Origin of the sequence: Amycolatopsis sp. NBRC 101858, assembly GCF_030269325.1 — a bacterium.
GTDB lineage: Bacteria > Actinomycetota > Actinomycetes > Mycobacteriales > Pseudonocardiaceae > Amycolatopsis > Amycolatopsis ponsaeliensis.
On the sequence record NZ_BSTD01000001.1, the window covers coordinates 1,863,690 to 1,887,029 of the forward strand.

The 23,340-nt window shown below is 70.9% G+C and carries 21 protein-coding genes; 5 read left to right on the forward strand and 16 right to left on the reverse strand.

The window, feature by feature from the left end; translation table 11 throughout:
* Positions 1 to 71: 71 nt before the first annotated feature.
* Positions 72 to 680, reverse strand: coding sequence for a hypothetical protein (locus QSK39_RS08980; protein ID WP_285477156.1), 609 nt, complete (start codon positions 678 to 680; stop codon positions 72 to 74).
* Between the two features lie 118 nt (positions 681 to 798).
* Positions 799 to 3,678 (reverse strand): type I DNA topoisomerase, encoded by a 2,880-nt coding sequence (gene topA, locus QSK39_RS08985; RefSeq protein WP_285477157.1) that lies wholly within the window; start codon positions 3,676 to 3,678, stop codon positions 799 to 801.
* A 308-nt stretch (positions 3,679 to 3,986) separates the two neighbouring features.
* Between topA and QSK39_RS08990 the strand changes: the two genes are divergently transcribed.
* Positions 3,987 to 4,793, forward strand: a complete 807-nt coding sequence (locus QSK39_RS08990; protein WP_285477158.1) for a S1 family peptidase — start codon at positions 3,987 to 3,989, stop codon at positions 4,791 to 4,793.
* An 18-nt stretch (positions 4,794 to 4,811) separates the two neighbouring features.
* Here QSK39_RS08990 and QSK39_RS08995 read toward each other — a convergent pair whose 3' ends face one another.
* From QSK39_RS08995 to QSK39_RS09005, 3 genes are all read right to left on the reverse strand, one after another.
* Complete coding sequence (locus tag QSK39_RS08995) at positions 4,812 to 5,465, reverse strand: hypothetical protein (protein WP_284745110.1); 654 nt, start codon at positions 5,463 to 5,465, stop codon at positions 4,812 to 4,814.
* A gap of 51 nt (positions 5,466 to 5,516) precedes the next feature.
* Positions 5,517 to 6,104, reverse strand: a complete 588-nt coding sequence (locus QSK39_RS09000) for a hypothetical protein (RefSeq protein WP_285477159.1) — start codon at positions 6,102 to 6,104, stop codon at positions 5,517 to 5,519.
* A 148-nt stretch (positions 6,105 to 6,252) separates the two neighbouring features.
* Entirely contained in the window at positions 6,253 to 8,553 is a 2,301-nt protein-coding gene (locus tag QSK39_RS09005) for a sodium-translocating pyrophosphatase (RefSeq protein WP_285477160.1), read from the reverse strand.
* Positions 8,554 to 8,910: 357 nt separating this feature from the next.
* Between QSK39_RS09005 and QSK39_RS09010 the strand changes: the two genes are divergently transcribed.
* Entirely contained in the window at positions 8,911 to 11,328 is a 2,418-nt protein-coding gene (locus QSK39_RS09010; protein WP_285477970.1) for a DEAD/DEAH box helicase, read from the forward strand.
* Between the two features lie 84 nt (positions 11,329 to 11,412).
* Here the strand turns inward: QSK39_RS09010 and QSK39_RS09015 are convergent, their stop codons facing one another.
* The 11 genes from QSK39_RS09015 to ssd all read right to left on the reverse strand — a co-directional run bounded on the left by QSK39_RS09015 (position 11,413) and on the right by ssd (position 18,187).
* Positions 11,413 to 12,030, reverse strand: coding sequence for a bifunctional DNA primase/polymerase (locus QSK39_RS09015; protein ID WP_285477161.1), 618 nt, complete (start codon positions 12,028 to 12,030; stop codon positions 11,413 to 11,415).
* A 672-nt stretch (positions 12,031 to 12,702) separates the two neighbouring features.
* On the reverse strand, positions 12,703 to 13,167 hold the full coding sequence (locus QSK39_RS09020) for an Rv3654c family TadE-like protein (protein ID WP_285477162.1): 465 nt from the start codon (positions 13,165 to 13,167) through the stop codon (positions 12,703 to 12,705).
* The gene (locus QSK39_RS09025) at positions 13,154 to 13,489 is read right to left on the reverse strand and encodes a TadE family type IV pilus minor pilin (protein ID WP_285477971.1); all 336 of its coding nucleotides are present in this window, start codon (positions 13,487 to 13,489) and stop codon (positions 13,154 to 13,156) included. The genes QSK39_RS09020 and QSK39_RS09025 overlap by 14 nt, the downstream gene beginning before the upstream one ends.
* 20 nt (positions 13,490 to 13,509) lie before the next feature.
* Positions 13,510 to 13,686: a DUF4244 domain-containing protein gene (locus QSK39_RS09030; protein ID WP_285477163.1), complete on the reverse strand. Its 177-nt coding sequence runs from the start codon at positions 13,684 to 13,686 to the stop codon at positions 13,510 to 13,512.
* Between the two features lie 28 nt (positions 13,687 to 13,714).
* The gene (locus QSK39_RS09035) at positions 13,715 to 14,437 is read right to left on the reverse strand and encodes a type II secretion system F family protein (protein ID WP_285477164.1); all 723 of its coding nucleotides are present in this window, start codon (positions 14,435 to 14,437) and stop codon (positions 13,715 to 13,717) included.
* A gap of 82 nt (positions 14,438 to 14,519) precedes the next feature.
* Entirely contained in the window at positions 14,520 to 15,278 is a 759-nt protein-coding gene (locus QSK39_RS09040) for a type II secretion system F family protein (protein WP_285477165.1), read from the reverse strand.
* A 64-nt stretch (positions 15,279 to 15,342) separates the two neighbouring features.
* Positions 15,343 to 16,494 (reverse strand): TadA family conjugal transfer-associated ATPase, encoded by a 1,152-nt coding sequence (locus QSK39_RS09045; RefSeq protein WP_285477166.1) that lies wholly within the window; start codon positions 16,492 to 16,494, stop codon positions 15,343 to 15,345.
* Positions 16,491 to 16,619 (reverse strand): hypothetical protein, encoded by a 129-nt coding sequence (locus QSK39_RS09050; protein WP_285477167.1) that lies wholly within the window; start codon positions 16,617 to 16,619, stop codon positions 16,491 to 16,493. Before QSK39_RS09050 ends, QSK39_RS09045 begins: the two co-directional genes overlap by 4 nt.
* Before the next feature lie 199 nt (positions 16,620 to 16,818).
* Positions 16,819 to 16,947, reverse strand: a complete 129-nt coding sequence (locus QSK39_RS09055) for a hypothetical protein (protein WP_285477168.1) — start codon at positions 16,945 to 16,947, stop codon at positions 16,819 to 16,821.
* Entirely contained in the window at positions 16,944 to 17,078 is a 135-nt protein-coding gene (locus QSK39_RS09060) for a hypothetical protein (RefSeq protein ID WP_285477169.1), read from the reverse strand. The genes QSK39_RS09055 and QSK39_RS09060 overlap by 4 nt, the downstream gene beginning before the upstream one ends.
* Positions 17,079 to 17,113: 35 nt before the next feature.
* Positions 17,114 to 18,187, reverse strand: a complete 1,074-nt coding sequence (gene ssd / locus QSK39_RS09065; protein ID WP_285477170.1) for a septum site-determining protein Ssd — start codon at positions 18,185 to 18,187, stop codon at positions 17,114 to 17,116.
* A 600-nt stretch (positions 18,188 to 18,787) separates the two neighbouring features.
* Between ssd and QSK39_RS09070 the strand changes: the two genes are divergently transcribed.
* The 3 genes from QSK39_RS09070 (at position 18,788) to QSK39_RS09080 (ending at position 23,308) form a co-directional block, all read left to right on the forward strand.
* The gene (locus QSK39_RS09070) at positions 18,788 to 19,618 is read left to right on the forward strand and encodes an HAD family hydrolase (RefSeq protein WP_284745121.1); all 831 of its coding nucleotides are present in this window, start codon (positions 18,788 to 18,790) and stop codon (positions 19,616 to 19,618) included.
* 670 nt (positions 19,619 to 20,288) lie between these two features.
* A complete protein-coding gene (locus QSK39_RS09075; RefSeq protein WP_285477972.1) occupies positions 20,289 to 22,028 on the forward strand; it encodes a glycoside hydrolase family 3 protein in 1,740 nt (579 codons plus the stop codon).
* The gene (locus QSK39_RS09080; protein WP_285477171.1) at positions 22,025 to 23,308 is read left to right on the forward strand and encodes an exo-beta-N-acetylmuramidase NamZ family protein; all 1,284 of its coding nucleotides are present in this window, start codon (positions 22,025 to 22,027) and stop codon (positions 23,306 to 23,308) included. Before QSK39_RS09075 ends, QSK39_RS09080 begins: the two co-directional genes overlap by 4 nt.
* Positions 23,309 to 23,340 lie beyond the last annotated feature (32 nt).

Sequence of the window (23,340 nt, forward strand, 5' to 3'; positions counted from 1 at the left end):
CCTGGCACCGACAATTTCTCGCACATATGTTCGACTGGGTGACATCGTTCGGTGAGCGGTCGGCGAGCGGCTCAGGCATGCTCCGGCACCCGCCCTTCGACGAACTCCGCGAGCCTCTCCACACTTCCGGGCAGCCACCAGAACCGGCGGTGACCGCCCCGGCGTCTGCCCAGTGCCGCGAGGTGCCGGCCGCGGTCGTCGTCGACGAACGCCAGCATCTCCCACGGCCACCGCGCGCCGTCGCGCACGATGTCGAACTGGATGGTGCCCAGCCGCGGCCGGCGCAGGTCCTCCATCAGGTCGAAGATCAGGCACTCCTGCTCGGGCTCGAGCACTCCGCGCTCGTCAGCGTCGAGGTACGACCCCTCGCCCGGCGCCGGCGGATGCGGTGGCAGCCGCGTCAGCGCCAGGGCGAGCAACTCCGCGACCGAATCCGGCGAAGGCCCGGACAGGCGCACCCCCTCGCCGGCGACGCCGAACCGCGTCCGGTCGTCGAAGAACGCCGATGTCCACGGCTCGCCGAACACCGCGACGGCCACGCCGCAGACGCCGCCGGTGCCCGCGAAACCGGGGAGCGATTCGATCAGGTCCGCGGCGGTGGAGCTGCCGGCGGCCGCCGCCCGGACCGGCTTGAGGATCTTGGTGGTCACCGTGTGCACGGTGCGTGGTGTCGTGGTCACGCGTTCAGGAAACCCGGGACCACCGACAATTTCCCGAACATCCGTTCGAGGTGTCACCCGAAAGTGTGGCCGAGCGCCAGAAAGGCCCCCGGCGCACCGGGGGCCCTTCCGAGCGGTCTTACTTGGCCTTCGTCGCGGTCGAGCTGCGCTTCGCCGTGGTGGACTTCGCGGCCGCGGCCTTGGCGGTCTTGCTCGTGCCCGCCTTGACCGTCTTCGCCGTCGTCGAAGCCGGCTTGCGCGCCGGCGCCTTCCGCTTCGGCGCCGGACCCTTCGCCCGCTTCTCCGCGAGCAGCTCGGACGCCCGCTCGGCCGTCAGCGACTCGATCTCGTCGCCCTTCCGCAGCGTCGCATTGTACTCGCCGTCGGTCACGTACGGGCCGAACCGCCCGTCCTTGACCACCATCGGCTTCTTCGACACCGGGTCCTCGCCGAGCTCCTTGAGCGGCGGCTTCGCCGTGGCGGACCGCCCACGCTGCTTCGGCTCGGCGTAGATCTTCAGCGCCTCTTCGACCGTGATCGAGAACAGCTGGTCCTCGGTCGAGAGCGAACGCGAATCCGTGCCCTTCTTCAGGTACGGCCCGTAGCGCCCGTTCTGCGCCGTGATCTCGTCACCGGACTCCGGGTCCTTGCCGACCACGCGCGGCAGCGAAAGCAGCTTCAGCGCCTCTTCGAGCGTGATGGTCTCGGTGTCCATCGACTTGAACAGCGAGCCCGTACGCGGCTTCGGCGCCTTCGCCTTGGCGGCCTTCTTCTGCGCCGCCGTGGCGTCCTCGGGGATCTCGATCTCCGGCAGCAGCTCGGTGACGTACGGCCCGAAGCGGCCTTCCTTCGCGACGATCGGGTTCCCGCTCACCGGGTCGGTGCCCAGCGTGCGGCCCTCCTGCGGGGTCGCGAACAGCTTCTCCGCGATCTCCTGCGAGAGCTCGTCCGGCGGCAGGTCCTCGGGCAGGTTCGCGCGCTGCGACTCGCCGTCGACCTCACGCTCGAGGTACGGCCCGTAGCGGCCGACGCGGACCACGACGGTGTGCCCGTCGGCGTCGCTGAACAGCGGGATCGAGTTGATCTCCCGCGCGTCGATGTCCTCGACACTGCCTTCGACGAGCTTCTTCAGCCCGCCCAAGCGGCCGATCGAGCCGTCGACGCCCATGTCGCCGCCGAAGTAGAACTTCGACAGCCACTGCCCGCGCTGCTCGTCGCCGTTGGCGATGCGGTCGAGCTCGTCCTCCATGCCGGCGGTGAAGTCGTAGTCGACGAGCCGCTCGAAGTGCCGTTCCATCAGGCCGATCACGGCGAACGCGACCCACGACGGAACGAGCGCGGAGCCCTTCTTCCAGACGTACCCGCGGTCCTGGATGGTCTTGATGATCGACGCGTACGTCGACGGGCGACCGATGCCCAGCTCTTCCAGCTTGCTGACCAGGCTCGGCTCGGAGTACCGGGCCGGCGGCGACGTGGTGTGGCCGTCCGGGTTCAGCTCGGTCGCGGTGAGGTCCTGGTCCTTCTCCAGCACCGGCAGACGGCTCTGCTTGTCGTCGGCATCGCCACCGGTCTCGGTGTCGACCGCCTCGACGTACGCCTTCAGGAAGCCCGCGAAGGTGATCGTGCGGCCCGAAGCGGCGAAGGTGCACTCCTCGCCCGAAGTCGCGTTGCCGACGATGCGCACGGACATCGTGGTGCCCTTGGCGTCCGCCATCTGCGACGCGATCGTGCGCTGCCAGATCATCTCGTAGAGGCGGTACTCGTCGGTGTCCAGCTCGCTCGCGACCTGCCCCGGCGTGCGGAAGACCTCACCCGAGGGACGGATCGCCTCGTGCGCCTCCTGCGCGTTCTTGACCTTGCGCGTGTACTGGCGCGGCGACGGCGAGACGTACTCCTTGCCGTACAGCTGCGTGGCCTGGCTGCGGGCCGCCGAGATCGCCGACTCCGACAGGGTCGTCGAGTCGGTACGCATATAAGTGATGTAACCGTTCTCGTACAGCTTCTGCGCGATCCGCATGGTGCGCTCCGAGGTGAACCGCATCTTGCGGCCCGCCTCCTGCTGCAGCGTCGAGGTCATGAACGGCGCGTACGGCTTCCGCGTGTACGGCTTTTCCTCGACGCTCGAGACCTTGAAGTCACGCTGCTTGAGCGCGTCGGCCAAGCGCCGGGCGTCGGCCTCGGCCAGCACGCGGATCTCGTTGTTCGACGACTTGAGCTGCCCGTCCGAGCCGAAGTCGCGGCCGGTGGCCAGGCGCGCGCCGTCGACGGCGACGAGCCGGGCCGCGAAGTTCCGCGGCGAGGCCTCTTCACCGGCGTCCATCGTCGCCGAGATGTCCCAGTAGGACGCCGAGGTGAAGCGCATCCGCTCGCGTTCGCGCTCGACGACGATCCGGGTCGCCACCGACTGCACGCGGCCCGCCGAGAGCTTCGGCATGACCTTCTTCCACAGCACCGGCGAGACCTCGTAGCCGTAGAGGCGGTCGAGGATGCGGCGGGTCTCCTGGGCGTCGACGAGGTCGGCGTCCAGCTCACGAGTGGAGTCGGCGGCCGCGAGGATCGCCTGCTCGGTGACCTCGTGGAAGACCATCCGGCGGACCGGGACCTTCGGCTTGAGCGTCTCGAGCAGGTGCCACGCGATGGCCTCGCCCTCGCGGTCGGGGTCCGTCGCGAGGTAGAGCTCGTCGACGTCCTTGAGCAGCCCCTTGAGCTCGGTGACCTTGGACTTCTTGTCCGGGGTGACGACGTAGAGCGCCTTGAAGCCGTTGTCGACGTCGACGCCGAGGCGTGCCCAGGACTCACCCTTGTACTGGGCGGGCACGTCGGCGGCACCGCGCGGCAGGTCGCGGATGTGCCCGACGGAGGACTCGACGACGTAACCGCCGCCGAGGTAGGGGGCGATCTTGCGGGCCTTCGTCGGGGACTCGACGATCACCAGCCGCCGGTGCCCGGCGCCGTTGTCCGCCGAGGCTCCGTTCTTCTTGGTCCGTGCTCCTGCCACGCTGTCCTGCTCTCCGCTCATCTCGTCCCACCGCCGCGGGACTGCACTGCGCCCCGTCCCCCTTGGGGGTCCGGGCCCGTGTCTCGACCTGCCAGTGTGCACGCTGTTCCGGCCCGGACGGCGCGGAGGTGGCCCAACACGCCGCCGGTCCTGTGCCCAGCGCATCGCCGCTGACCTCGACGATGTTTCCCCAACGTACCTGCCACGTGATTTCGGCCACGTCCCGCGCAGCCTAGCGCGTGACCGTGTGGATACCCTCCGTTCGACGGTGGTGGGCGCGGGGACGTGACCGCTTCACTGAATTCCCCGCTCAGCCGAAAGGATCCGCCATGACCCGACGCCTCCTCGGCGCCCTGCTCACCGCCGCGACCGCCACAGTATTACTGGGGACCACTCCGGCGAGTGCGGCCGCGGCGAACTTCGCCGGCACGGTAGCCCTGTCCAACTGCTCGGGTTCGGTGGTCAAGCCCGCCGCGACACCCGACACCGCCCCCGCGCTCGTCATGTCCAACGGGCACTGCCTCGAGACCGGCTTCCCCGGCCCCGGCCAGGTCATCACCAACCGGACCTCCAGCCGGACGTTCACGCTGCTCAACGCGAGCGGCGGCAACGCGGGCACGCTCCGGGCCAAGAAGATCGTCTACGGGACGATGACCGACACCGACGTGTCGCTCTACCAGCTCACCACCACCTACGCGCAGATCAAGTCGAGCTACGGCATCTCACCGCTCGAGCTGTCGAACGCGCACCCGGCCGCCGGCATCGCGATCGACGTCGTGTCGGGCTACTGGAAGCGGATCTACTCCTGCAACGTCGACGGCTTCGTCTACCGGCTGAAGGAGGGCAGCTGGACTTGGAAGGACTCGATCCGCTACACGTCCGCCTGCCAGACCATCGGCGGCACGTCGGGCTCGCCGATCGTCTCCGGCGGCAAGGTCGTCGGCGTGAACAACACCGGCAACGAGGACGGCCAGCGCTGCACGGAGAACAACCCGTGCGAGGTCGACCAGGCCGGGAACGTGACCGTCCACCACCTGACGAACTACGGCCAGGAAACGTACGGCATTCCCGCCTGCCTCACCGCCGCCAACGAAATCGCCCTCACCCAGGCCGGCTGCACCCTGCCCCGGCCCTGACGCGGCTCTCGCACCCGGTCAGGCCGTGCTCGTCACGGCCTCCGGGTGCGAGACCGGCTGCGGCGGCGCCGCCCCCGGCCACGCCGCTTCGGCGCCCGGCGGTGGTTCCCCGATGAGTTCCAGCAGCGCCTCCAACCGGCGTTTCCCGGTGACCTTGACGGCCGGGACTTCGACCTTCGGGCCGGTCAGCTTCGCCGCGACGCCCAGCGGCGTCAGCGCCTCGACCAGCCGCTCGTGCATGCCGGGCGCCAGCGGGTCGACACCCAGCAGGTAGCCCTGCGTGCCGGGCCGGCCGCCGGCCAGCGCCCACATCCGCAGCATCGCCCCGCTCAGCCGGAAACCGTCCGGCACCGCCTTGCCCGAGTCGTCCTCGACCGGCCCTGCGCAGCCCTCACGCAGCCACCGCAGCGCCAGCGGGAGCAGGTCGACCCGGAAGGACGTCCGGACCTGCGGGTTGCCGCAGTCGGCCTTCGAGACCTGGGCGTCCGCACCGCGGCAGCGGAACTCGCGCGCCAGGATGTGCGCCCGCCACGGTTCCTCGACGACCACCGACAGCCGGGCGGCCGTGCGCCCGAAGCCGGTGATCTGGCCGTGGCAGCACAACAGCCCGGCCAGGTCACCCAGACCCGGCCCGCTGGCCTCGGCGGAAAAGAGGGAGATCGTCCGATCCACCGCGCTATACTAGAACACAAGTTCGATTCGTGGCGATAGTCACGCGGATCTTCACCGAGGCGGTTGATCCAGCTGACGGCACGCGGGAGCGCGCTGCTCCGCAGCTACCAGGGCCGGGACGTCCTTGAGGCCCTTGAGGTAGTCGAGCGCGTCGATGCGGTCGAGCGTGGCCTTGGCCTCGCCGAGCGCCTCCTTGGTCGCCACCGCGTCACCGCGGACGGCGTCGATGCGCTGACGCGCGTTCTCGGCCTGTTCGCGGATGTCGGCGAACTGCCCGATGACGTCCTCGCGGCCGCCGTCCGCCGACGGCACCGGCGGCGCGCCGAGCGAGGTGAGCCCGGCGAGGCTCTGGTCGAGCCCGCCGACCACCGAGGAGAGCAGGTCACTGGAGGTCCGAGACGCCTGCTGCGGCGTGCTCGGGTCGACGGTGGGCAGCGCCGCCAGGGTGCGGACCAGGTGCGTCACGGCGCCGCAGTAGGCGTCCGCCCATCTCGCCGCCGGATCGGCCTGCGGCACCACGGTCGTCACCGACAGACCCTGGTCCCGCGCCGGCGCCTGCGTGGCTTGCTGCCCGCAACCGGCGAGGCCGATGGTGATCGTCGTGGTTAGGGCGGCGAAGACGGTTGACCGCGGCCGCACCTGAACACCTCCTGCTCGACGACGTCCCGGAGAGCCCGACGGTACCGACTCGGTGCCGCTTCGCAAGTCGCCGGGCCTGTGTGGGATGCCCCGACACGCCCCGGGCCCGGCACGCGACGCTGCGTGCCGGGCCCGGGGACGGTGTGCGTCAGGCCTTGATCTCCGTCGGGGTGTCCGTGAGGACGGTTCCCCGGCGCTTCGACACCACGATCGCCGCGACGATCACGGCGAGCGCGACCAGCGAGATGATGATGCGGACCGCGGCGTTCTCGTCGGGGCCGATCGAGAACTGGACGACGGCGGGCGCGATCAGCACGGAGACCAGGTTCATGACCTTGATCAGCGGGTTGATCGCCGGGCCGGCGGTGTCCTTGAACGGGTCACCGACGGTGTCACCGATGATGGTGGCCTCGTGCGCGGACGAGCCCTTGCCACCGTGGTTGCCGTCCTCGACCAGCTTCTTCGCGTTGTCCCACGCGCCACCGGAGTTGGCGAGGAAGATCGCCATCAGGGTGCCGCAGGCGATCGCACCGGCCAGGTAGCCGGCGAGCGCGCCGGTGCCCAGGCCGAAGCCGACCGCGATCGGGGCGAAGACCGCCAGCAGACCCGGCGTCGTCAGCTCACGCAGCGAGTCGCGCGTGACGATGTCGACGACCTTGCCGTACTCGGGGCGGGTGGTGCCCTCCATGATCCCGGGGATGTCGCGGAACTGGCGACGGACCTCGTAGACCACCGCGCCGGCGGCGCGGGAGACCGCGTTGACGGCGAGACCGGAGAACATGAACACCACGGCCGCACCGATGATGACGCCGACCAGCGTGTTCGGGCTGACGATCGTGTTGACGAACGAGTTCGCCGCGTCGAGGCCGGAGGCCACGCCGGCGCCCATGCCCGACAGCGTCTTCTCGATCGCGTCCGAGTAGGAGCCGAAGAGCGCGGTCGCCGCGAGGACGGCGGTCGCGATCGCGATGCCCTTGGTGATGGCCTTGGTGGTGTTGCCCACCGCGTCCAGCTCCGTGAGGATCTGCGCGGCCTTCTCGTCGACGTCGCCCGACATCTCGGCGATGCCCTGCGCGTTGTCCGAAACCGGGCCGAAGGTGTCCATCGCGACGATGACGCCGACGGTGGTCAGCAGGCCGGTGCCGGCCAGCGCCACGGCGAACAGCGCGACGCCGCCGCCCAGCAGGTAGGCGCCGAACACGGCCGCGCCGATCACCAGCGCGGTGTAGACGGCGGACTCGAACCCGACCGAGATGCCCGAGAGGATGACGGTCGCGCCACCGGTCTCCGACGTCTGCGCGACGTCCTTGACCGGCTTGTACTCGGTGCCGGTGTAGTAGCCGGTCAGCTTCAGGATGACCGCGGCGAGCACGATGCCGATGATCACCGCGATGGTCGCGATGACCGCCGGGTTGCCCGCGGTCTTCGCGAAGTCCCCGCCGAAGTCGGAGAAGCTGCTCGGCAGGTACACGAACGCCGCGATGGCCGACAGGACCGCGGAAATGACCGCGGAGATGTAGAAGGAGCGGTTGATCGTGACCAGGCCGCCTTCGCCGGCGCGCGCCTTGGTGATGTAGACACCGATGACCGCGGTGATGACACCGATGGCCGGCACGATCAGCGGGAAGATCAGGCCGTGCACGCCGAAGGCGGTGCTGCCCAGGATCAGCGCGGCGACCAGCATGACGGCGTAGGACTCGAAGAGGTCCGCGGCCATGCCGGCGCAGTCACCGACGTTGTCGCCCACGTTGTCCGCGATGGTCGCGGCGTTGCGCGGGTCGTCCTCCGGGATGCCCTGCTCGACCTTGCCGACCAGGTCCGCGCCGACGTCGGCGGCCTTGGTGAAGATACCGCCGCCGACACGCATGAACATCGCGATCAGGGCGGCGCCGAAGCCGAAGCCCTCGAGCACCTTGGGCGCCTGGCCGGTGTAGACCAGCACGACGACCGCGGCACCGAACAGGCCGAGGCCGACGGTGATCATGCCGACGACACCACCGGTGCGGAACGCCACGCGCATGGCGACCTCACGGCCGCCTTCCTCACGCGACGCGGCGGCCACGCGCAGGTTCGCCTGCGTGGCCAGCCACATGCCGAGGTAACCGATCGCGAACGAGAACGCCGCACCGACCAGGAAGAAGATCGAACGACCGATCTTCTCGTTCCAGTCGTCGGCGGGAAGTGCGAAGAGCAGGAGGAACACGATCGCGCCGAAAATGGCGAGGGTGTTCCGCTGCCGCTTGAGGTAAGCAGCCGCGCCTTCCTGCACCGCCTTGGCGATGTCCTGCATCTTGGCGGTGCCCTGGCCCGCGGCCAGCACCTCCTTGAGCAGGACGTAGCCGATGACGAGTGCGGCAAGCGCGACCACGGCGACTACACCGACAATCGTGTAGCCACCTCCGGTGAGCGCGATGGTGCCCGCGCCCTCCGCGAGGAACTGCCGTGACATTCGTCCTCCAGGAGACGTCGCCGATCGCCAGCGTCGACGAGCCGAGGGTTCGACACGGCCGGCGCTGGCATGGACCCTGTACGGAGCGACACGCTAGCCGGGCAGCAACGCACGTCTCACATGACGCTCACCACAGAGGGTGTGGATTGCGGGAGTGTATTGGTATCGCAACCAGCGTCTTCACGCCGTCCCGGTGACGGTACATTCCGTTACCTTGTGAGGCTCCTCACTTGATCGATCACTCATTCGCCGATCCGTTGGCGCGCTTGAGGATCACTCCGGGATGCGGAAACTGTCGGACCCCTGTGCGAAGCTCGGCTGGTGGACGACTCACGGGGCCGGCGGCTGCTGGGGCGGGTGACCGCCGGCATCCCGTCGCGCGAGGATCCGGTCACGCACGTGGCGGACCTTCCGGGCCGAAACGCGCGTTACGCAGAGTGGCCGTCGTGGGCCGATCCGGCCGTGGTGACTGCGCTGAGTGACTGCGGCGTTTCGGCCCCTTGGGCACACCAAGCCGAAGCTGCTTCGCACGCGTACGAGGGTCGTCATGTCGTGATTTCGACCGGCACGGCGTCGGGTAAGTCGCTGGCCTACCAGCTGCCGGTGCTGTCCCGGCTGGCCGCGGGCGAGAAGGCGAACGCGCTGTACCTGTCGCCGACCAAGGCGCTGGGGGCCGACCAGCTGCGGTCGGTGTCCTCTTTGGACGTCCCGGGCGTCCGGGCGGCGTCGTTCGACGGGGACACGCCGATGGTGGAGCGCGACTGGGTGCGCGCGCACGCGAACTGGGTGTTCACCAACCCGGACATGCTGCACCGCGGGATCCTTTCCCAGCACGGGCGGTGGGCGCAGTTCTTCCGGCGGCTCAGCTGCGTGGTGGTCGACGAGTGCCACAGCTATCGCGGCGTCTTCGGCTCGCACGTCGCGCTGCTGCTTCGGCGGCTTCGGCGCGTTGCCGAGCATTACGGTGCTTCGCCGGTGTTCGTGCTTGCTTCGGCGACGACGGCTTCGCCTGCTTCGTTCGCTTCGCGGCTCACCGGGGTTTCGTGCGAGGCGGTCACGGAGGACGCTTCGCCGCGCGGCGCTCGGACGGTCGTGTTGTGGGAGCCGCCGCTGCTGGAGGAACTGACCGGGGAGAACGGCGCGCCGGTCCGACGGTCGGCGGGCGCGGAGACGTCGCGGATCCTGGCCGACCTGGTCGTCGAAGGCGCGCGGTCACTGGCGTTCATCCGGTCGCGGCGGGGCGCGGAGCTGGCCGCGCTGGGTGCGCGTCGCATCTTGTCCGAAGTGGACCCTCGATTATCGGAAACCGTTGCGGCGTACCGGTCTGGCTATCTTCCGGAGGAACGGCGGGCGCTCGAAGCGGCGTTGCTGTCGGGGCGGCTGCTGGGGGTCGCGACGACCAACGCGCTGGAGCTTGGCGTCGACATCGCGGGGCTGGATGCCGTGGTGCTGGCCGGCTACCCGGGCACGCTCGCGTCGTTCTGGCAGCAGGCCGGGCGGGCGGGCCGCTCCGGCGACTCGGCGCTGGTGGTGTTCGTGGCGCGGGACGACCCGCTCGACACATACCTGGTGCACCACCCGGCGGCGCTGCTCGAGCGTCCGGTCGAGACGGCGGTGCTCGACCCGGCGAACCCGTACGTGCTGGCGCCGCAGCTCGCGTGCGCCGTGGCCGAACTGCCGCTGACCGTTCCCGAGCTGGAGATGTTCGGCGGCGCGGCAGCCCAGGACGTGCTGGCCGAGCTGGCGGAGCAGAAGTTGCTCCGGCGCAGGTCGAGCGGCTGGTACTGGACGTCCCGGGACCGGCCGCACGCCGAGGTCGGGATCCGCGGGACGGGCGGCGAGCAGGTCGCGGTGGTCGAGTCGGACTCCGGGCGGATGCTGGGAACGGTCGACCCGGGGTCGGCGTGCTTCGCGGTCCACCCCGGCGCGGTGTACCTGCACCAGGGGTCGTCGTACGTGGTCGACGAGCTGGACCTGGAGCAAGGGCTGGCGATGGTGCACGCGGAGAACCCGGACTGGACGACGACCCCGCGCGAGATCGTCGACATCGCGGTGCTGAGCACTTCCGAAAAGCAGGACTTCGGCGGGGTGAGCGTCTGCCTCGGCGAGGTGGCCGTGACGTCGCAGGTCGTCGGCTACCTGCGGCGACGTCCGTCGGGGGAGGTGCTGGACCACACGCCGCTCGACCTGCCGGAGCAGAGCCTGCGCACGCGGGCGGTCTGGTACACGGTCTCGTCGGAACTGCTCGAGGCTGCTCCTGCTGTCGATGGCGTGGCGGGGACCGGGGGCCATCGGGTGGGGACCGAATCTGCGGGGCCGGTGGGGACCGGGGAGGAGACCCTGGCGAACGGTCGGGGGTCCGTTCACGAGGGTGGCAGGGCACCGGGGGGTGCCGGATTGGTTCCGGCACGGGTCCCCGGTGCCCTGCATGCCGCCGAGCACGCGGCGATCGGCCTGCTACCGCTGTTCGCTACGTGCGACCGATGGGACATCGGCGGGGTGAGTACCGCGTGGCACGAAGACACCGGGGAGGCGACGGTGTTCGTGCATGACGGCCATCCCGGGGGTGCGGGATTCGCCGAACGCGGTTATGCCGCGATTGTCCCGTGGCTGGTCGCTACGCGGGAGGCGATCGTCTCCTGCGAGTGCCCGACGGGATGCCCGTCCTGCGTCCAGTCGCCGAAGTGCGGGAACGGCAACGATCCGCTGGACAAGGCGGGGGCAGTGGCTGTCTTGAGCACCGTGCTCGGGGCGTTGCGTCAACACGGCACCTAGACGGCCACTTTGGTGGTTCATGGAGTTGTGTCCTGCTCCGCCTCGGCCGGGCTGGGACCGGCCGCCGGCGGTGGTTCGGGTGGGTCAGGCCGCGGTGGTCTGAACCAGCTGCGCGGCGTCGGCGCCGGCCAGGGCGCGCACGAGGACGTCGTGCACCTCGGCGGCGGCTGGCAGCTGCCAGCCGCAGACCTCGGGCTTGACGCGCCAGTGCACGACACCGTGCTGGAAGGGCGACGGGGGCAGCGGGATGTAGCTGTCCTTGCCGTGCCACTGGATCGAAGCGTGGGTCGCCAGCTCGGCCGGGACGTGGTCGGCGACGGTGGTGAGGAAGAGCCAGCGGCCGTTCGGCAGCGCGATGATCGGCGCCGGGTGACCGAGGGTGCGGAGCAGGCGGCAGGCACGCTTGCCGAGTTCGTCGTCGACCTCGACGGCGTCGAGCACGGTGCCGGTGGCGACGAGCAGGCTGTGGGTCCGGTCGGAGAACCAGGTGGCGACCTCGTGGGCGTGGGTGCCGATCTGCTCGCGCCAGTTGTCACTGGCCGGGACCGGACGACGCCAGGTGAGGTCGTCGCCGCCGGTGAGCGGAGCGGGGTTGACGCCCGGGAGCACCGGCCAGCCACGCCAGGCGAGTCCGATCGCCTCCGCGCGCAGTTCGATGCGGAAGGCACTCCGCCAGCTGTCCGGCCAATTCGCGTCCAACATTGTCTTCCTGCCTTAGGTTCCGGTTCTCCGCGACCCCGGAGCTAAACGCTGTCGTGGTGTCGCACATCTCACTTAACGGCAAGTTGCACATTGCCCGGAACCCCCGCGCGACAACCGGTGGTTACGCGGCGATGAACGCCCAGTGATCTCTACCGCCCGACCGAACCCATCGGCGTCTGTCGGCGGTGAACGGCAGCCGTCCACGGACCGTTCGTCGTGCGAAGCCCCAGGATCGAGAGGCTTCACGCGGGGCGTGCGGCCGCCGAGACGCGTCCTATCGGCCCAGGTGGGCACCGGTTTCGACCGCTCGCCGTGCACTACCGACCGCTGCCCGTGACCATCGGCCGCTCATCGTCCACCCGGACGGATCAGCCGGTCACCGTGGCATACCGACCGGTCGGCGTCCGCCGGGCGGCGGCGGTGGGAGGGGTCCCGGTGAACGGGCAGAAGGGGTGGTGCCGGGCTGTTGTGGATGAGTGGTCGCGGCTGGGGCTTGGGGCTAAGGCTGGGGCTGAGGTGCAGTATGGCCGCGCCAAGGCTGGGCTGGACTCGGCTCGACTCGACTGGCTGGACTCGGCTGGGCTCGACTGGCTGGGCTGGACTCAGCTGGGCTGGACTCAGCTGGGCTGGACTCAGCTGGGCTGGGCGGGCGGCACGGCTGCTCTTCGCGGCTCATGGTGGTTGGCTGGTGGGTCCTGCGCGAGCCCTTGCAGCGGGACCCGGCAGTCCGGCGAAGCCGAGGCCGGGCGCCTGGACCTCGACGAAGGCGTCCAGCCGCTGCCATCGGCAGGTCAGGAGGCTTACTGCCATCCGGTCGGCCACCCACCTGGCGTGCTCGCAAGCTCGGGTTGGGCCTTCCGCCGCGTGCGAGGCCGCTGCGAGTGCGCCCAGGTCGGCCGCGCTCTCTGCTCGGTGGCGGGCCAGGACCGCTGCTCCGAGCCAGCAGGCCAGGACCGCGACCCCTGCCAGCGCGGCCACCGCTATCGCTGTCCAGATCGTGGCCACACCGCTGTCCTGCTGCCGACCGGCCGCGCACGAGCGGCCGACCTCCTCGGCCCCGCACCCACGGCCAGCGCGGCCGGCCTCATTACTGTCCTTCGGGTCGTTCGCGCCGCGGCGTGGGTCAGCCCGCTGCATCGGGGGGCTCCGTGCCTGGCTCGGCCACTGCGTACGCCGTTGCGTTCAGGTCGATCGACGGGAGCAGACCGCCTGCCGGGTGGGCGCTTACCTTGACCGTTATCGCGTCGCCTGCCTTTTCGATGCTGAGGCTTGCGCCTGCCGGGGCTATCTCGTGGACCGCTGCCGCTGCCTCGTGGGGCTGGCCTCTTGCCAGGAGACGGGCGGCCTCGCGGGCCGCGTCCGTGCAGCGCAGCTGGCTCGTCAGCACTGTTAACCCTGCGACCAGCAGGACGGTCACCACCGTCATGCCCGCCAGGCCGAGTGCCGCTTCGACCGTCACCGCTCCTTTGTCTTCGCGGCTCACGACGGCACCGTCAGGGCCTTCATGACCAGGCTCGTCAGCCACGAGACCACCGAGTCGCCGGTGAGGAGGGTGTAGAGGACAGCCGCGAAGGCCGCGACGGCGACCGTGACGATCGCGTACTCGACCGTTGTCGAGCCGTCGTCCGAGCTGGGACGGCGGTGGGATGCGCGCATGGGGTTTCCCTTCGGTACTTGTCGGTGGTCAGAAGAGCGGGCCGAGACGGGCGGCCAGGCCGAGGACGACCGGGAGCACGCCCAGGCAGAAGAAGGCCGGCAGGAAACACAGTCCGACCGGCAGCGCCAGCGCCACTCCGGCTCGTTCCGCGCGCTCCTCCGCCTCGGTGGCCAGCTCCTCGCGGAACCGTCCGGCGAGGTCGGCCGCCGCCGCGGCGAAGGCCGCGCCCGAGCGGGACGTCCGGATCGCCGCGGCCACCAGTTCTCCGAGGCCCGGGATGGCCTGCACCGGCGCCCATGCCTCCTCCGGGCCGGAGCCGAGAGCGAGGAGGCCGGCCGTCGAGTGCAGGGCCGCGCCCGCCTCGGGCGGCGCCGTGCCGGCCACCGCGTCGAGGGCCGAGGGGACCGGCAGCCCGGCGCGGAGGCACGCCGCGAAGAGATCGAGGGTTCCGGCGAGCCGGAGCTTGGCCGCCAGGTCGACGGCGGGGGCGCGCGGCCGCCGGGTGCGGCGGATCGTCCACCAGCCGGCGGCGGTCACCAGAACGCCTGCGACCACTCCGGGCAGTCCGCCGATGAGTACTGCTGTCGATACGCCGCCCAGTGTGGTCGCGATGGGTGGGACTGCCCGGGGCCACTTGCGGGGCTCGGGGGTCGTGCCGCCGGCCAGCCAGGTGAAGCGCTGTGCCGCGGCGGAGTCGCTCGGCCAGGTGAGGAGAGCCGCGGCAAAGAAGAAGAGTGCGGTGGCGTTCATCGGATTCGCCCTCGCCTGATGCACGCGCGAGCAAGGACCTGGGACGCGATGCTGTTCCGATGCGCGAGCGAAGGGAGTTGGCTCATCGGATTCGCACCCGGCCCATCAAGGCGCGGCACCAGGCCGTTCCCGCCCAGAGCAGGAGGCTGCCGATCACCAGCAACAGCTGGCCTGGCGCGGTCTCCGTCAACACCGGCAGCGGGGATGCGCCCATCGCTTGGCCGAGCACGATGCATAAGGCGGGCAGGCCCGTGAGCACCGCCGCGCTCGCTCGGGGGCCGGCCAGCTTTGCTCGCGTTCGGCGGGCGAATGTCAGGCTTGCTTCGGCGTCGCTGCGGGCTGCGTTCAGGACGTCGGCCATCGGGAGGCCGTAGCGCTTGCCCAGTGTCCAGGCCGCGGCCAGTTCCGGGAGGGCCGACGCCCGCAGCTCGCCGTCGAGGCGGGCCGACGTCGCCAGTGCGCGGAGGTCGCTCGCTACCGCCGGGACGACCTCTGCCGCCGCTTCCGCCGCCGTTACCGGGTGGGCGCCGGAGCGTAGCTCGGACACCATCGTGCGCAATGCCGTCGCCGTGTGGGCTGCCGTTTCCAGGTCCGTGGTCGCCCGGCTGTGGGCTTGCCGCTCCTGGCGCCACGCCAGCGTCAGGACTCCCGCGGCTATCGCGCCTCCGACCCCTGCGAACAAGCCCGCGAGGGCTGCCGGGACAAGCCAGCGGACGACTGCCCACACGTCCGGAACGCGGACTGTCGCGGGTTGCTCGACCGCTGCCTGCAGCCGGGTCGGTGCCGCGGGCCAGCACGCCAGGGCCGCGCCCACGCACAGTGGGAACCACGCCGTGATCATCGCGGTCTCCTTCTCCTGCGCGGGAAGAGGTTCACCAGCAAGGAAATGCGCACCAGCAGCAGGATCAGCACGCGATCGCTCCCGTCGTGACGAAGAGGTGGCGGTCGACCGTCCAACGGCCCGCGCGCCACACCGGGACCACTCGCGCCCGGCCGCGTTCCGCGCGGAGGACGCCGACCTCCGCGAGCCGACGGCGGCCGCCCGGCTCGCGTCGCATGTGGAGGACCACCCGGATCGCCGCGACCAGCTGGCTGTGTACCGCATCGCGACCGAGACCGCCGAGTGCCGCCAGGGCCTCGATGCGGGCCGGTACCTCGGCCGGTGAGTTCGCGTGGACCGTGCAGGCGCCGCCGTCGTGGCCCGTGTTCAAGGCCGCGAGCAGGGCGCCGACCTCCGCGCCGCGGACCTCCCCGACCACCAGCCGGTCGGGACGCATGCGCAGCGCCTGGCGAACGAGCTCCGGCAGGCCCACCGCGCCCGCACCCTCCACATTGGCCGGGCGGGCGACGAGGCTGACGAACTGCGGGTGCGCGGGCTGCAGCTCGCCCGCGTCCTCGACGCAGACGATACGCTCGGCCGGGTCGACCGCGCCGAGCAGTGCGGCGAGGAGCGTCGTCTTGCCCGCGCCGGTGCCGCCGGTGACGAGGAATGCCATCCGTCGCTTGACGACGGTCTCCAGCAGTTTCGCGCCGTTCGCGTCGAACGCGCCGAGCTCCTGCAGTGTCGCGAGGTCGTGCGTCGCCGGGCGGAGGACGCGCAGGGACAAGCACGTGCCGCCGGCCGCGACCGGGGGAAGGACGGCGTGCACCCGGATGCGGCCGTGGGGGCCGTTGCCGGGCAGCCAGCCGTCCACATAGGGCTGTGCGTCGTCGAGCCGGCGGCCTGCCGCGAGTGCGAGGCGCTGGGCCAGGCGGCGGACGGCTTCTTCGCTGTCGAACGTGATGCCGGTGCGGGTCAGGCCTTCCGGACCGTCCGTCCAGACCTCGGCCGGGCCGGTGACGAGCACGTCGGTCGTCGCCGGGTTCTCGAGGAGCGGGGCCAGCGGGCCGGCGCCGACGAACTCGTCGCGGGCTCGGCGGGCCGCGTCGAGCACTGCGTCGTGCCCCAGAGCGCCGCCGGCTTCGGCGCGGACCGCTGTTGCGACGGCGACTGGGTCGGCTTGGCGGCGGTCGCCGGCGAGGCGGTTGCGGACACGGTCGACGAAGTCGGTGGTCATGGGTTCGCCGCCTTGGTCCGGGTGCGGGTGGGGGTCACGCGGGTGCCCGCCAGCGCGGCTAGGAGGTTCGCCGTGCTTACCGGGCCGCGGCTGGCCGGGGTGCGGTCCACGAAGTCGGTGGTCATGGGTTCGCCGCCTTGGTCCGAGTGCGGGCAGGGGTCACACGGGTGCCCGCCAGCACCGCCGGGAAGTTCGCCGTGCTTACCGGGCCGCGGCCGGCCAGGACGCGGGCAGCAGGCACGCGAGTGCCCACCAGCACAGCAAAAAAGCTCGCCGCGCACACCGGGCCACGGCCGGCGAGGACGCGGTCCACGGAGTCGATGGTCACCGGTTCACCGCCTCAGTCCAGGTGCGGGCGGCGGTCACGCGGGTGCCCGCCAGCACCGCCGGGAAGTTCGCCGCGCTTACCGGGCCGTAGTCGGCCAGGACGCGGTCCACGAGGTCGGCGGTCACCGGTTCGCCGCCTTGGTCCGGGTGCCGGCTGCGGTCACACGGGTGCCCGCCAGCACCGTCAGGAAGTTCGCCGCGCTTATCGGGCCGCGGGTGGCCAGGGTCAGGATTGTGGGCAGCAAGAGGTCGGCCACTCTTATCGGGGGTCCTGGCTGGTGGAGGCGGGTGCTCATCGGGCCGCCGCCCGGGCTTCGCGGCGGGCCACTGCCAATACGTCCGCTGCCGCCGTTGCCAGGGGGCCCGATGGCTTGGTTGGGAACTCGCCGCGTTCGATCGACGTCGGCAAGCCTCGCTCCGGGGCCATCGATGCCAGCAGGGGTGGGCCGAGGAGGCCCGCCGTCCGGATGGGTGAGGCGCCGACCCTGGACCGTCCACACGCGACCACGCCCAGGCGGGCCGTCAGTTCCGACAAGGCCCTCAGCACCTGCTTCGCCGCCATGCAAGCTCGGAACTCCACCGGCACCACCAGCACCACCAGGTCGGCCACCGCGACCGCTTCCGCCGCCGCGTCGCCCAGGGTGCGCGGGAGGTCGCAGATCACCGTGCGGCCCGCGCGGCGGCCCGCTGAGAGGACCGCCGACAGAGACTCGACCGCCGGGCCTTCGCCCTCACGGCCGCATGCCAGCACCGGCAGGCTGCCGCCCCGGTGTCTTCGCTGCGGGAGCGCTGCCGCCAGGGCCGGTACGGATACGCGGCCGCTCAGGCGCACCTCCGACCAGCGGGGCCCCGGCGTCTTTTCCAGGCCCAGCAACAGGTCCAGGCCGCCGCCCAGCGGGTCGCAGTCCACCAGCAGCGCTCCGCCCGGGTCGCGGTCGGCCGCCAGTGCCAGCGTCGCGGCGAAGACGGACGCGCCCGCGCCGCCCCGGCCGCCGACCACGGCGAGCACCAGACCCGCCTCCTCCGCCGGGGTCTCGACGATGTCGGCGAAGGCGCTCGCGAGCTCGGACTCCTCGTCGGGCAACGAGATCACGCGCTCGACGCCGACGCGGAACGCGTGCTCCCACGTCGTCGTTCCCGGGCTGCCCTTGCAGACCAGGAGGATCCCGCCCCGCCGGGGCAAGACCGGCGAAAGCCGCGCGGCTTCTTCGTCGAGCACCACCAGTGGTGCCCGGGCCCAGTGCGCGCGAGCCGCCGTCAGGTCCGGTGCCCGGTCGAACTCGCAGCCCGCGACCGCGGCCACGCGCAGGATCTCGTCGAGCACGGTTTCGTCCGCGGCGACCACGATCGGTCGTTCCCCCGTCATGCGTTCCTCCCCCGTCGTCGGTGCGGGCCGTGGGTGGCCCGGGTTCCACCGTCGCGGTGGGGGGCTCGGGGGTGCAACGGGCCGGACGGGCGGCTGTGGACAACCGGGGTGTTGTGGACAACTGCCGTCCCGCGGACAGCTCGCGCGCGGGCTCCGTCGGTGGGCTGTGGAAGGATCGCGCCCGCCCGCGACGCACGTGCGGCGGAAAACGCGGGGAATACCCGCGTCCGAAGATTTCCCGCGCCGAAGAAACGATGATCGGGTCCGGGGAAAACGGAATCGAGAAAGGTAAGCGGAAGGCAAGCCGCCGGCGCCGAGAGGCGCGAACCGAAAGGTTAAGAGGGCGGCCCCCGCCAGGGGGGAGGGACGGGGGCCGCCGTGGGTTCAGCCCCGGGGGGTCGGACTGAACCGGCCCGGTTGGACACCGGACTCCCTCACTGTAACTCCGCCGGTGGCCGGTTCGCGCGCCGGGCGAGGCACACAGTTCGATAACGGCACAGCGCCCCGGAAGTGCCTTCCTGTCATGGATTTTCCGCCCGACACGGCACGCGGGTGGTGGATCAACGGGACGCGCCGCGATCAAGCTCTTATCCTGGGCACGTGGCCGAACCGAGCAGCGCGCTCCCGCGCATCCGGAAGCCGGGCCCGGAGCACGCGGTGGCCGCGTTCTTCGACCTGGACAAGACGATCATCGCCTCGTCGAGTGCGCTGGCGTTCAGCAAACCATTGCTCAAAGAAGGATTGATCAACCGTCGCGCCGCGTTGCGCAGTGCCTACGCGCAGCTGGTGTTCTCACTCGCCGGCGCCGACGAGAACAAGACCGAGCGGCTCCGGGCCGAGGTTTCCGCGCTGTGCGCCGGCTGGGACGTCGCGCAGGTTTCGGCGATCGTCCGCGAAACCCTGCACGACGTCGTCGACCCGCTCGTGTACGTGGAGGCGGCGGAGCTGATCGCGCGCCACCGCGAGGACGGGCACGACGTCATCGTGCTGTCGGCGACCGGCGAGGAGGTCGTCGCGCCGGTGGCGGAAATGCTCGGCGCGACCCGGAGCGTGGCCACGCGGATGCAGATCGTGGACGGCCGCTACTCCGGCGAAGTCGACTTCTACTGCTACGGCGCCAACAAAGCCGTTGCCGCGAAGCAACTCGCCGCTACCCACGGGTACGACCTCGCCGAGTGCTTCGCCTACACCGACTCGAGCACCGATATCCCGCTGCTGGAGGTCGTCGGGCACCCGCACGCGGTCAACCCGGACAAGCTCCTGCGGCGCGAGGCCCTGGACCGCGGCTGGCCGATCCTGGCCTTCGACCGGCCCATGTCGCTGCGCAGCCGGATCCCGACACGATCGGCGGGAATGGTGGCCCTCGGCGTCGGCGCGGTGGCGGCCGGAGCGACCTGGTACGGCCTCAATCGTCGCCGTCGGTCCCGATAGCCGCCCGTGCCGCCACCCACACGGCCGTACGACGTCCGCTTTTGCTTGGGCCAGCCCCGAATTGTCCGTCGCGGAGGGTGCCCGTGTCACCCGATCCAGCCTCTGTACCGGTGCACCCATCCGCGCACTTGAAGTGACCGGGCTCACGGCGTAGAAAGTAGGTGCGGACGTTCGTTCGGCCAGGGAGCAGGTAGAAGAGAAGCCTGTTCCACCCCGGCGAATCTCCGTGCGCGGACTCCGGGTACCCACGCGCAGCGCGCCGCGGGAGGCTCGTCGTCTAGGGACTGCGTAGTGGGACGCCACACGCCGAGTCCATGTAGGTACGACCAGAGTTGCACGCTTGGTCGCCCGAGAAGTTCGCGCTTGCAGGCGGCGCCCGTCGGCCCTAGGCCACGGGCGCCGCCTCGTTTCATGTCCGGGGCAGCGCAGTACCGCCACCCGTTCGGCCCCCTCGCACCTTGCGAACGGCGACTTTCTTACCGATCCGGGTACGAACGGTCCGTTGGTGCGGTCGGCCGATGGACATCGACGGATTCGGTGAGTAGCTTCCCGATACTGGCGCTTCCGAGTGGACTTCTGACGTCCGCCGAGCGCCCGCAACTTTTCTGGGAGGCTGGTCGTGACGACCCGAAATCGGAGGTTCCATGCGCTCGCCCTGCCCGTCGCGGGGGTGCTCGCCCTCACCGGTGTGGGTGTCGCGACCGCGGCGAGCGCACCGCGGTTGAGCGCGGACGCGCAGGCGGAGGCCGCGGCGACACAGGCGCTGCGCGGGCTGACGCTCGAGCAGAAGGTCGGGCAGCTGTTCGTCACCTGGGTGAACGGCAAGTCGGCCGACGAGGTGAACCCGAAGAACCAGACGGACTTCGGCGTCGACACCGCAGCGCAGGTCATCCGGAAGTACCACCTCGGCGGCGTCATCTACTTCAACAACGACTCGCGCGACAACTTCGACGACCCCGTGCAGGTCGCGAAGCTGTCCAACGGCCTCCAGAAGGCCGCCATCGGCAGCGGGGCGCACATCCCGCTGCAGATCGGCGCCGACCAGGAAGGCGGCACGGTGACCCGGATGGGCGCGCCGGCCACCGAGTTCCCCAACGCGATGGCCATCTCGGCCGGGCGCGACACCGGCCGCGCGACGAAGGCCGCCACCATCCTCGGCCAGGAGCTGCGGGCCGTCGGGATCAACCAGGACTTCGCGCCCGACACCGACGTCAACTCCAACCCGGCGAACCCCGTGATCGGCGTCCGGTCCTTCGCCGGGCAGCCCGGGCTGGCGAGCGACTTCGTCGGTGCCGAGCTCAAGGGCTTCCAGAAGTCCGTCGCGGCGACCTCGAAGCACTTCCCCGGCCACGGCGACGCCGCGACCGACAGCCACACCGGCCTGCCCCGGATCGACCGGACCGAGCAGGAGTGGCGGGCCATCGACGTGCCGCCGTTCAAGGCCGCCATCAAGGCCGGCGTCCCCTCGATCATGACCGCGCACATCCAGTTCCCCAGCCTCGACCCGTCGCTCGAACCCGCGACGCTGTCGAAGCCGATCGTCACCGGGAAGCTGCGGGTCGAACTGGGCTACAACGGTGTCGTCATCACCGACTCCCTCGAAATGCAGGGCGTGCGCGAGATGCACAGCGACGCCGAGATCCCGGTCCTCGCGCTCAAGGCCGGCGTCGACCAGCTGCTCATGCCGGTGCACCTCGACGTCGCCATCAACTCCGTGCTCGCCGCGGTGAAGTCCGGTGAGATCCCGATGCAGCGGATCGACCAGAGCGTGCTGCGCGTGCTGAAGCTGAAGTTCGAGCGCGGCATCCTCTTCTCGCCGTTCGTCGACCCGAACCGCGTGATGAAGACGGTCGGCACGCCCGCGAACCTCAAGACGGCGCAGGACATCGCCGACCGCGGCATCACGGCCGTCGCGAACGACGCCGGTGTCCTCCCGCTGAAGCAGAAGCCCGCCACGGCGCTCGTGACCGGCTGGGGCGTCGCCACCACGACGACGCTCGCGCAGAAGCTGACCGCCCACGGCACGGCCGCGACGGCGTACCAGACCGGCCAGGCCCCGACGGACGCCCAGATCGCGCAAGCGGTCGCGAACGCCAAGAACGTCGACCTGGTCGTCGTCTTGACCAACAACATCGGCGGCTTCCCGCTGCAGACCAAGCTCCTCGACGCCCTGCAGGCCACCGGCAAGCCGGTCGTCGCGGTCGCCGCGCAGATCCCCTACGACGCCGGTTACGCGTCCACAGTCAAGACCTGGCTGGCGACCTACGGCTACATCGGGCCGACGCTGGAAGCACTGGCCAAGGTGATCCTCGGCGAGACGAAGCCGACCGGGAAGCTGCCGGTCGACATCCCGGCGGGAGCCGACGTGCACACCGTGAAGTACCCCTTCGGCCACGGGCTGGCCTGGTGAACCTGAACCGGCGCCACTTCCTCGGCGCGGGAGCGCTCGCGGTCCCGGCCCTGGCGGGCGGCTCGGCCGTCGCCGGGGCCCAGCCCGAGCCGCCGGCACAGGAGCAGGCCCAGGCCCACCCCGGCCGCGTCTTCACCGGCGCGGAGCAGCTGGCCGCGCAGGGCTGGCGGTCCCTGACGGGCCGCAAGCTCGGCGTCCTGTCGAACCCGACCGGGGTCCTGCTGAACGGCGACCACATCGTCGACTCGATGGTCGCGGCCGGTGTGAAGCCGGTCGCGGCCTTCGGGCCCGAGCACGGCTTCCGCGGCAGTGCGCAGGCCGGCGGCTCCGAAGGCGACTACACCGACCCGCGCACCGGCGTACCGGTGTACGACGCGTACGGCGCCGACGCAGCGAAGCTCGCTTCGCTGTTCACCAAGGCGGGCGTCGACACGGTCGTCTTCGACATCGCCGACGTCGGCGCGCGCTTCTACACCTACATCTGGTCGCTCTACACGGCGATGGTGGCCGCGGCGCAGGTCAAGGCCGCCTTCGTCGTGCTCGACCGGCCGAACCCGATCGGCGGGCGGGCGGCCGGGCCGCTGCTCGACCCGAAGTTCTCCTCGGGCATCGGGAAGAAGGCGATCGTCCAGCAGCACGGCATGACCGTCGGCGAGCTGGCTCGCTTCTTCGCCGAAGAGTTCCTGCCCGCCGAAGGCGTGAAGCTCGACCGCCTCGAAGTCGTCCAGGTACGCGGCTGGCAGCGCGACACGCTCTTCGCGCAGACCGGGCTGAACTGGGTGCTGCCGAGCCCGAACATGCCGACGCCGGACACGGCGCTCGTCTACCCGGGCACCGGCATGTTCGAAGGCACGGTGTTCTCCGAGGGCCGCGGCACGACCCGGCCGTTCGAGATCATCGGCGCGCCCGGGCTCGACTGGCGCTGGCGCGAGAAGCTCGAGGACCTCGCGCTGCCCGGCGCCCGGTTCCGCGAGATCTACTTCGTGCCGACGTTCAGCAAGTTCGTCAACCAGACCTGCGGAGGCGTGCAGGTCAGCGTCGACGACCCGCGGGCCTTCGACGCGATCCGCATCGCGGTCGCCATGCTCGTCACGGCGAAGGCGCTGCACCCGGACGTCTTCGCCTGGCGCCCCGACAACTACATCGACAAGCTCTCCGGCTCCGACCGGCTCCGGACCATGGTCGACGCCGGCGCGGGCGTCGACGAGGTCACCGGCGCCTGGCGGGCCGAGCTGGCCGAGTTCGACCGGAAACGTCGTCGCTACCTGCTCTACCGCTGAGGGAGAACTCGTGCGTGCTAGGAAGGTCCTCG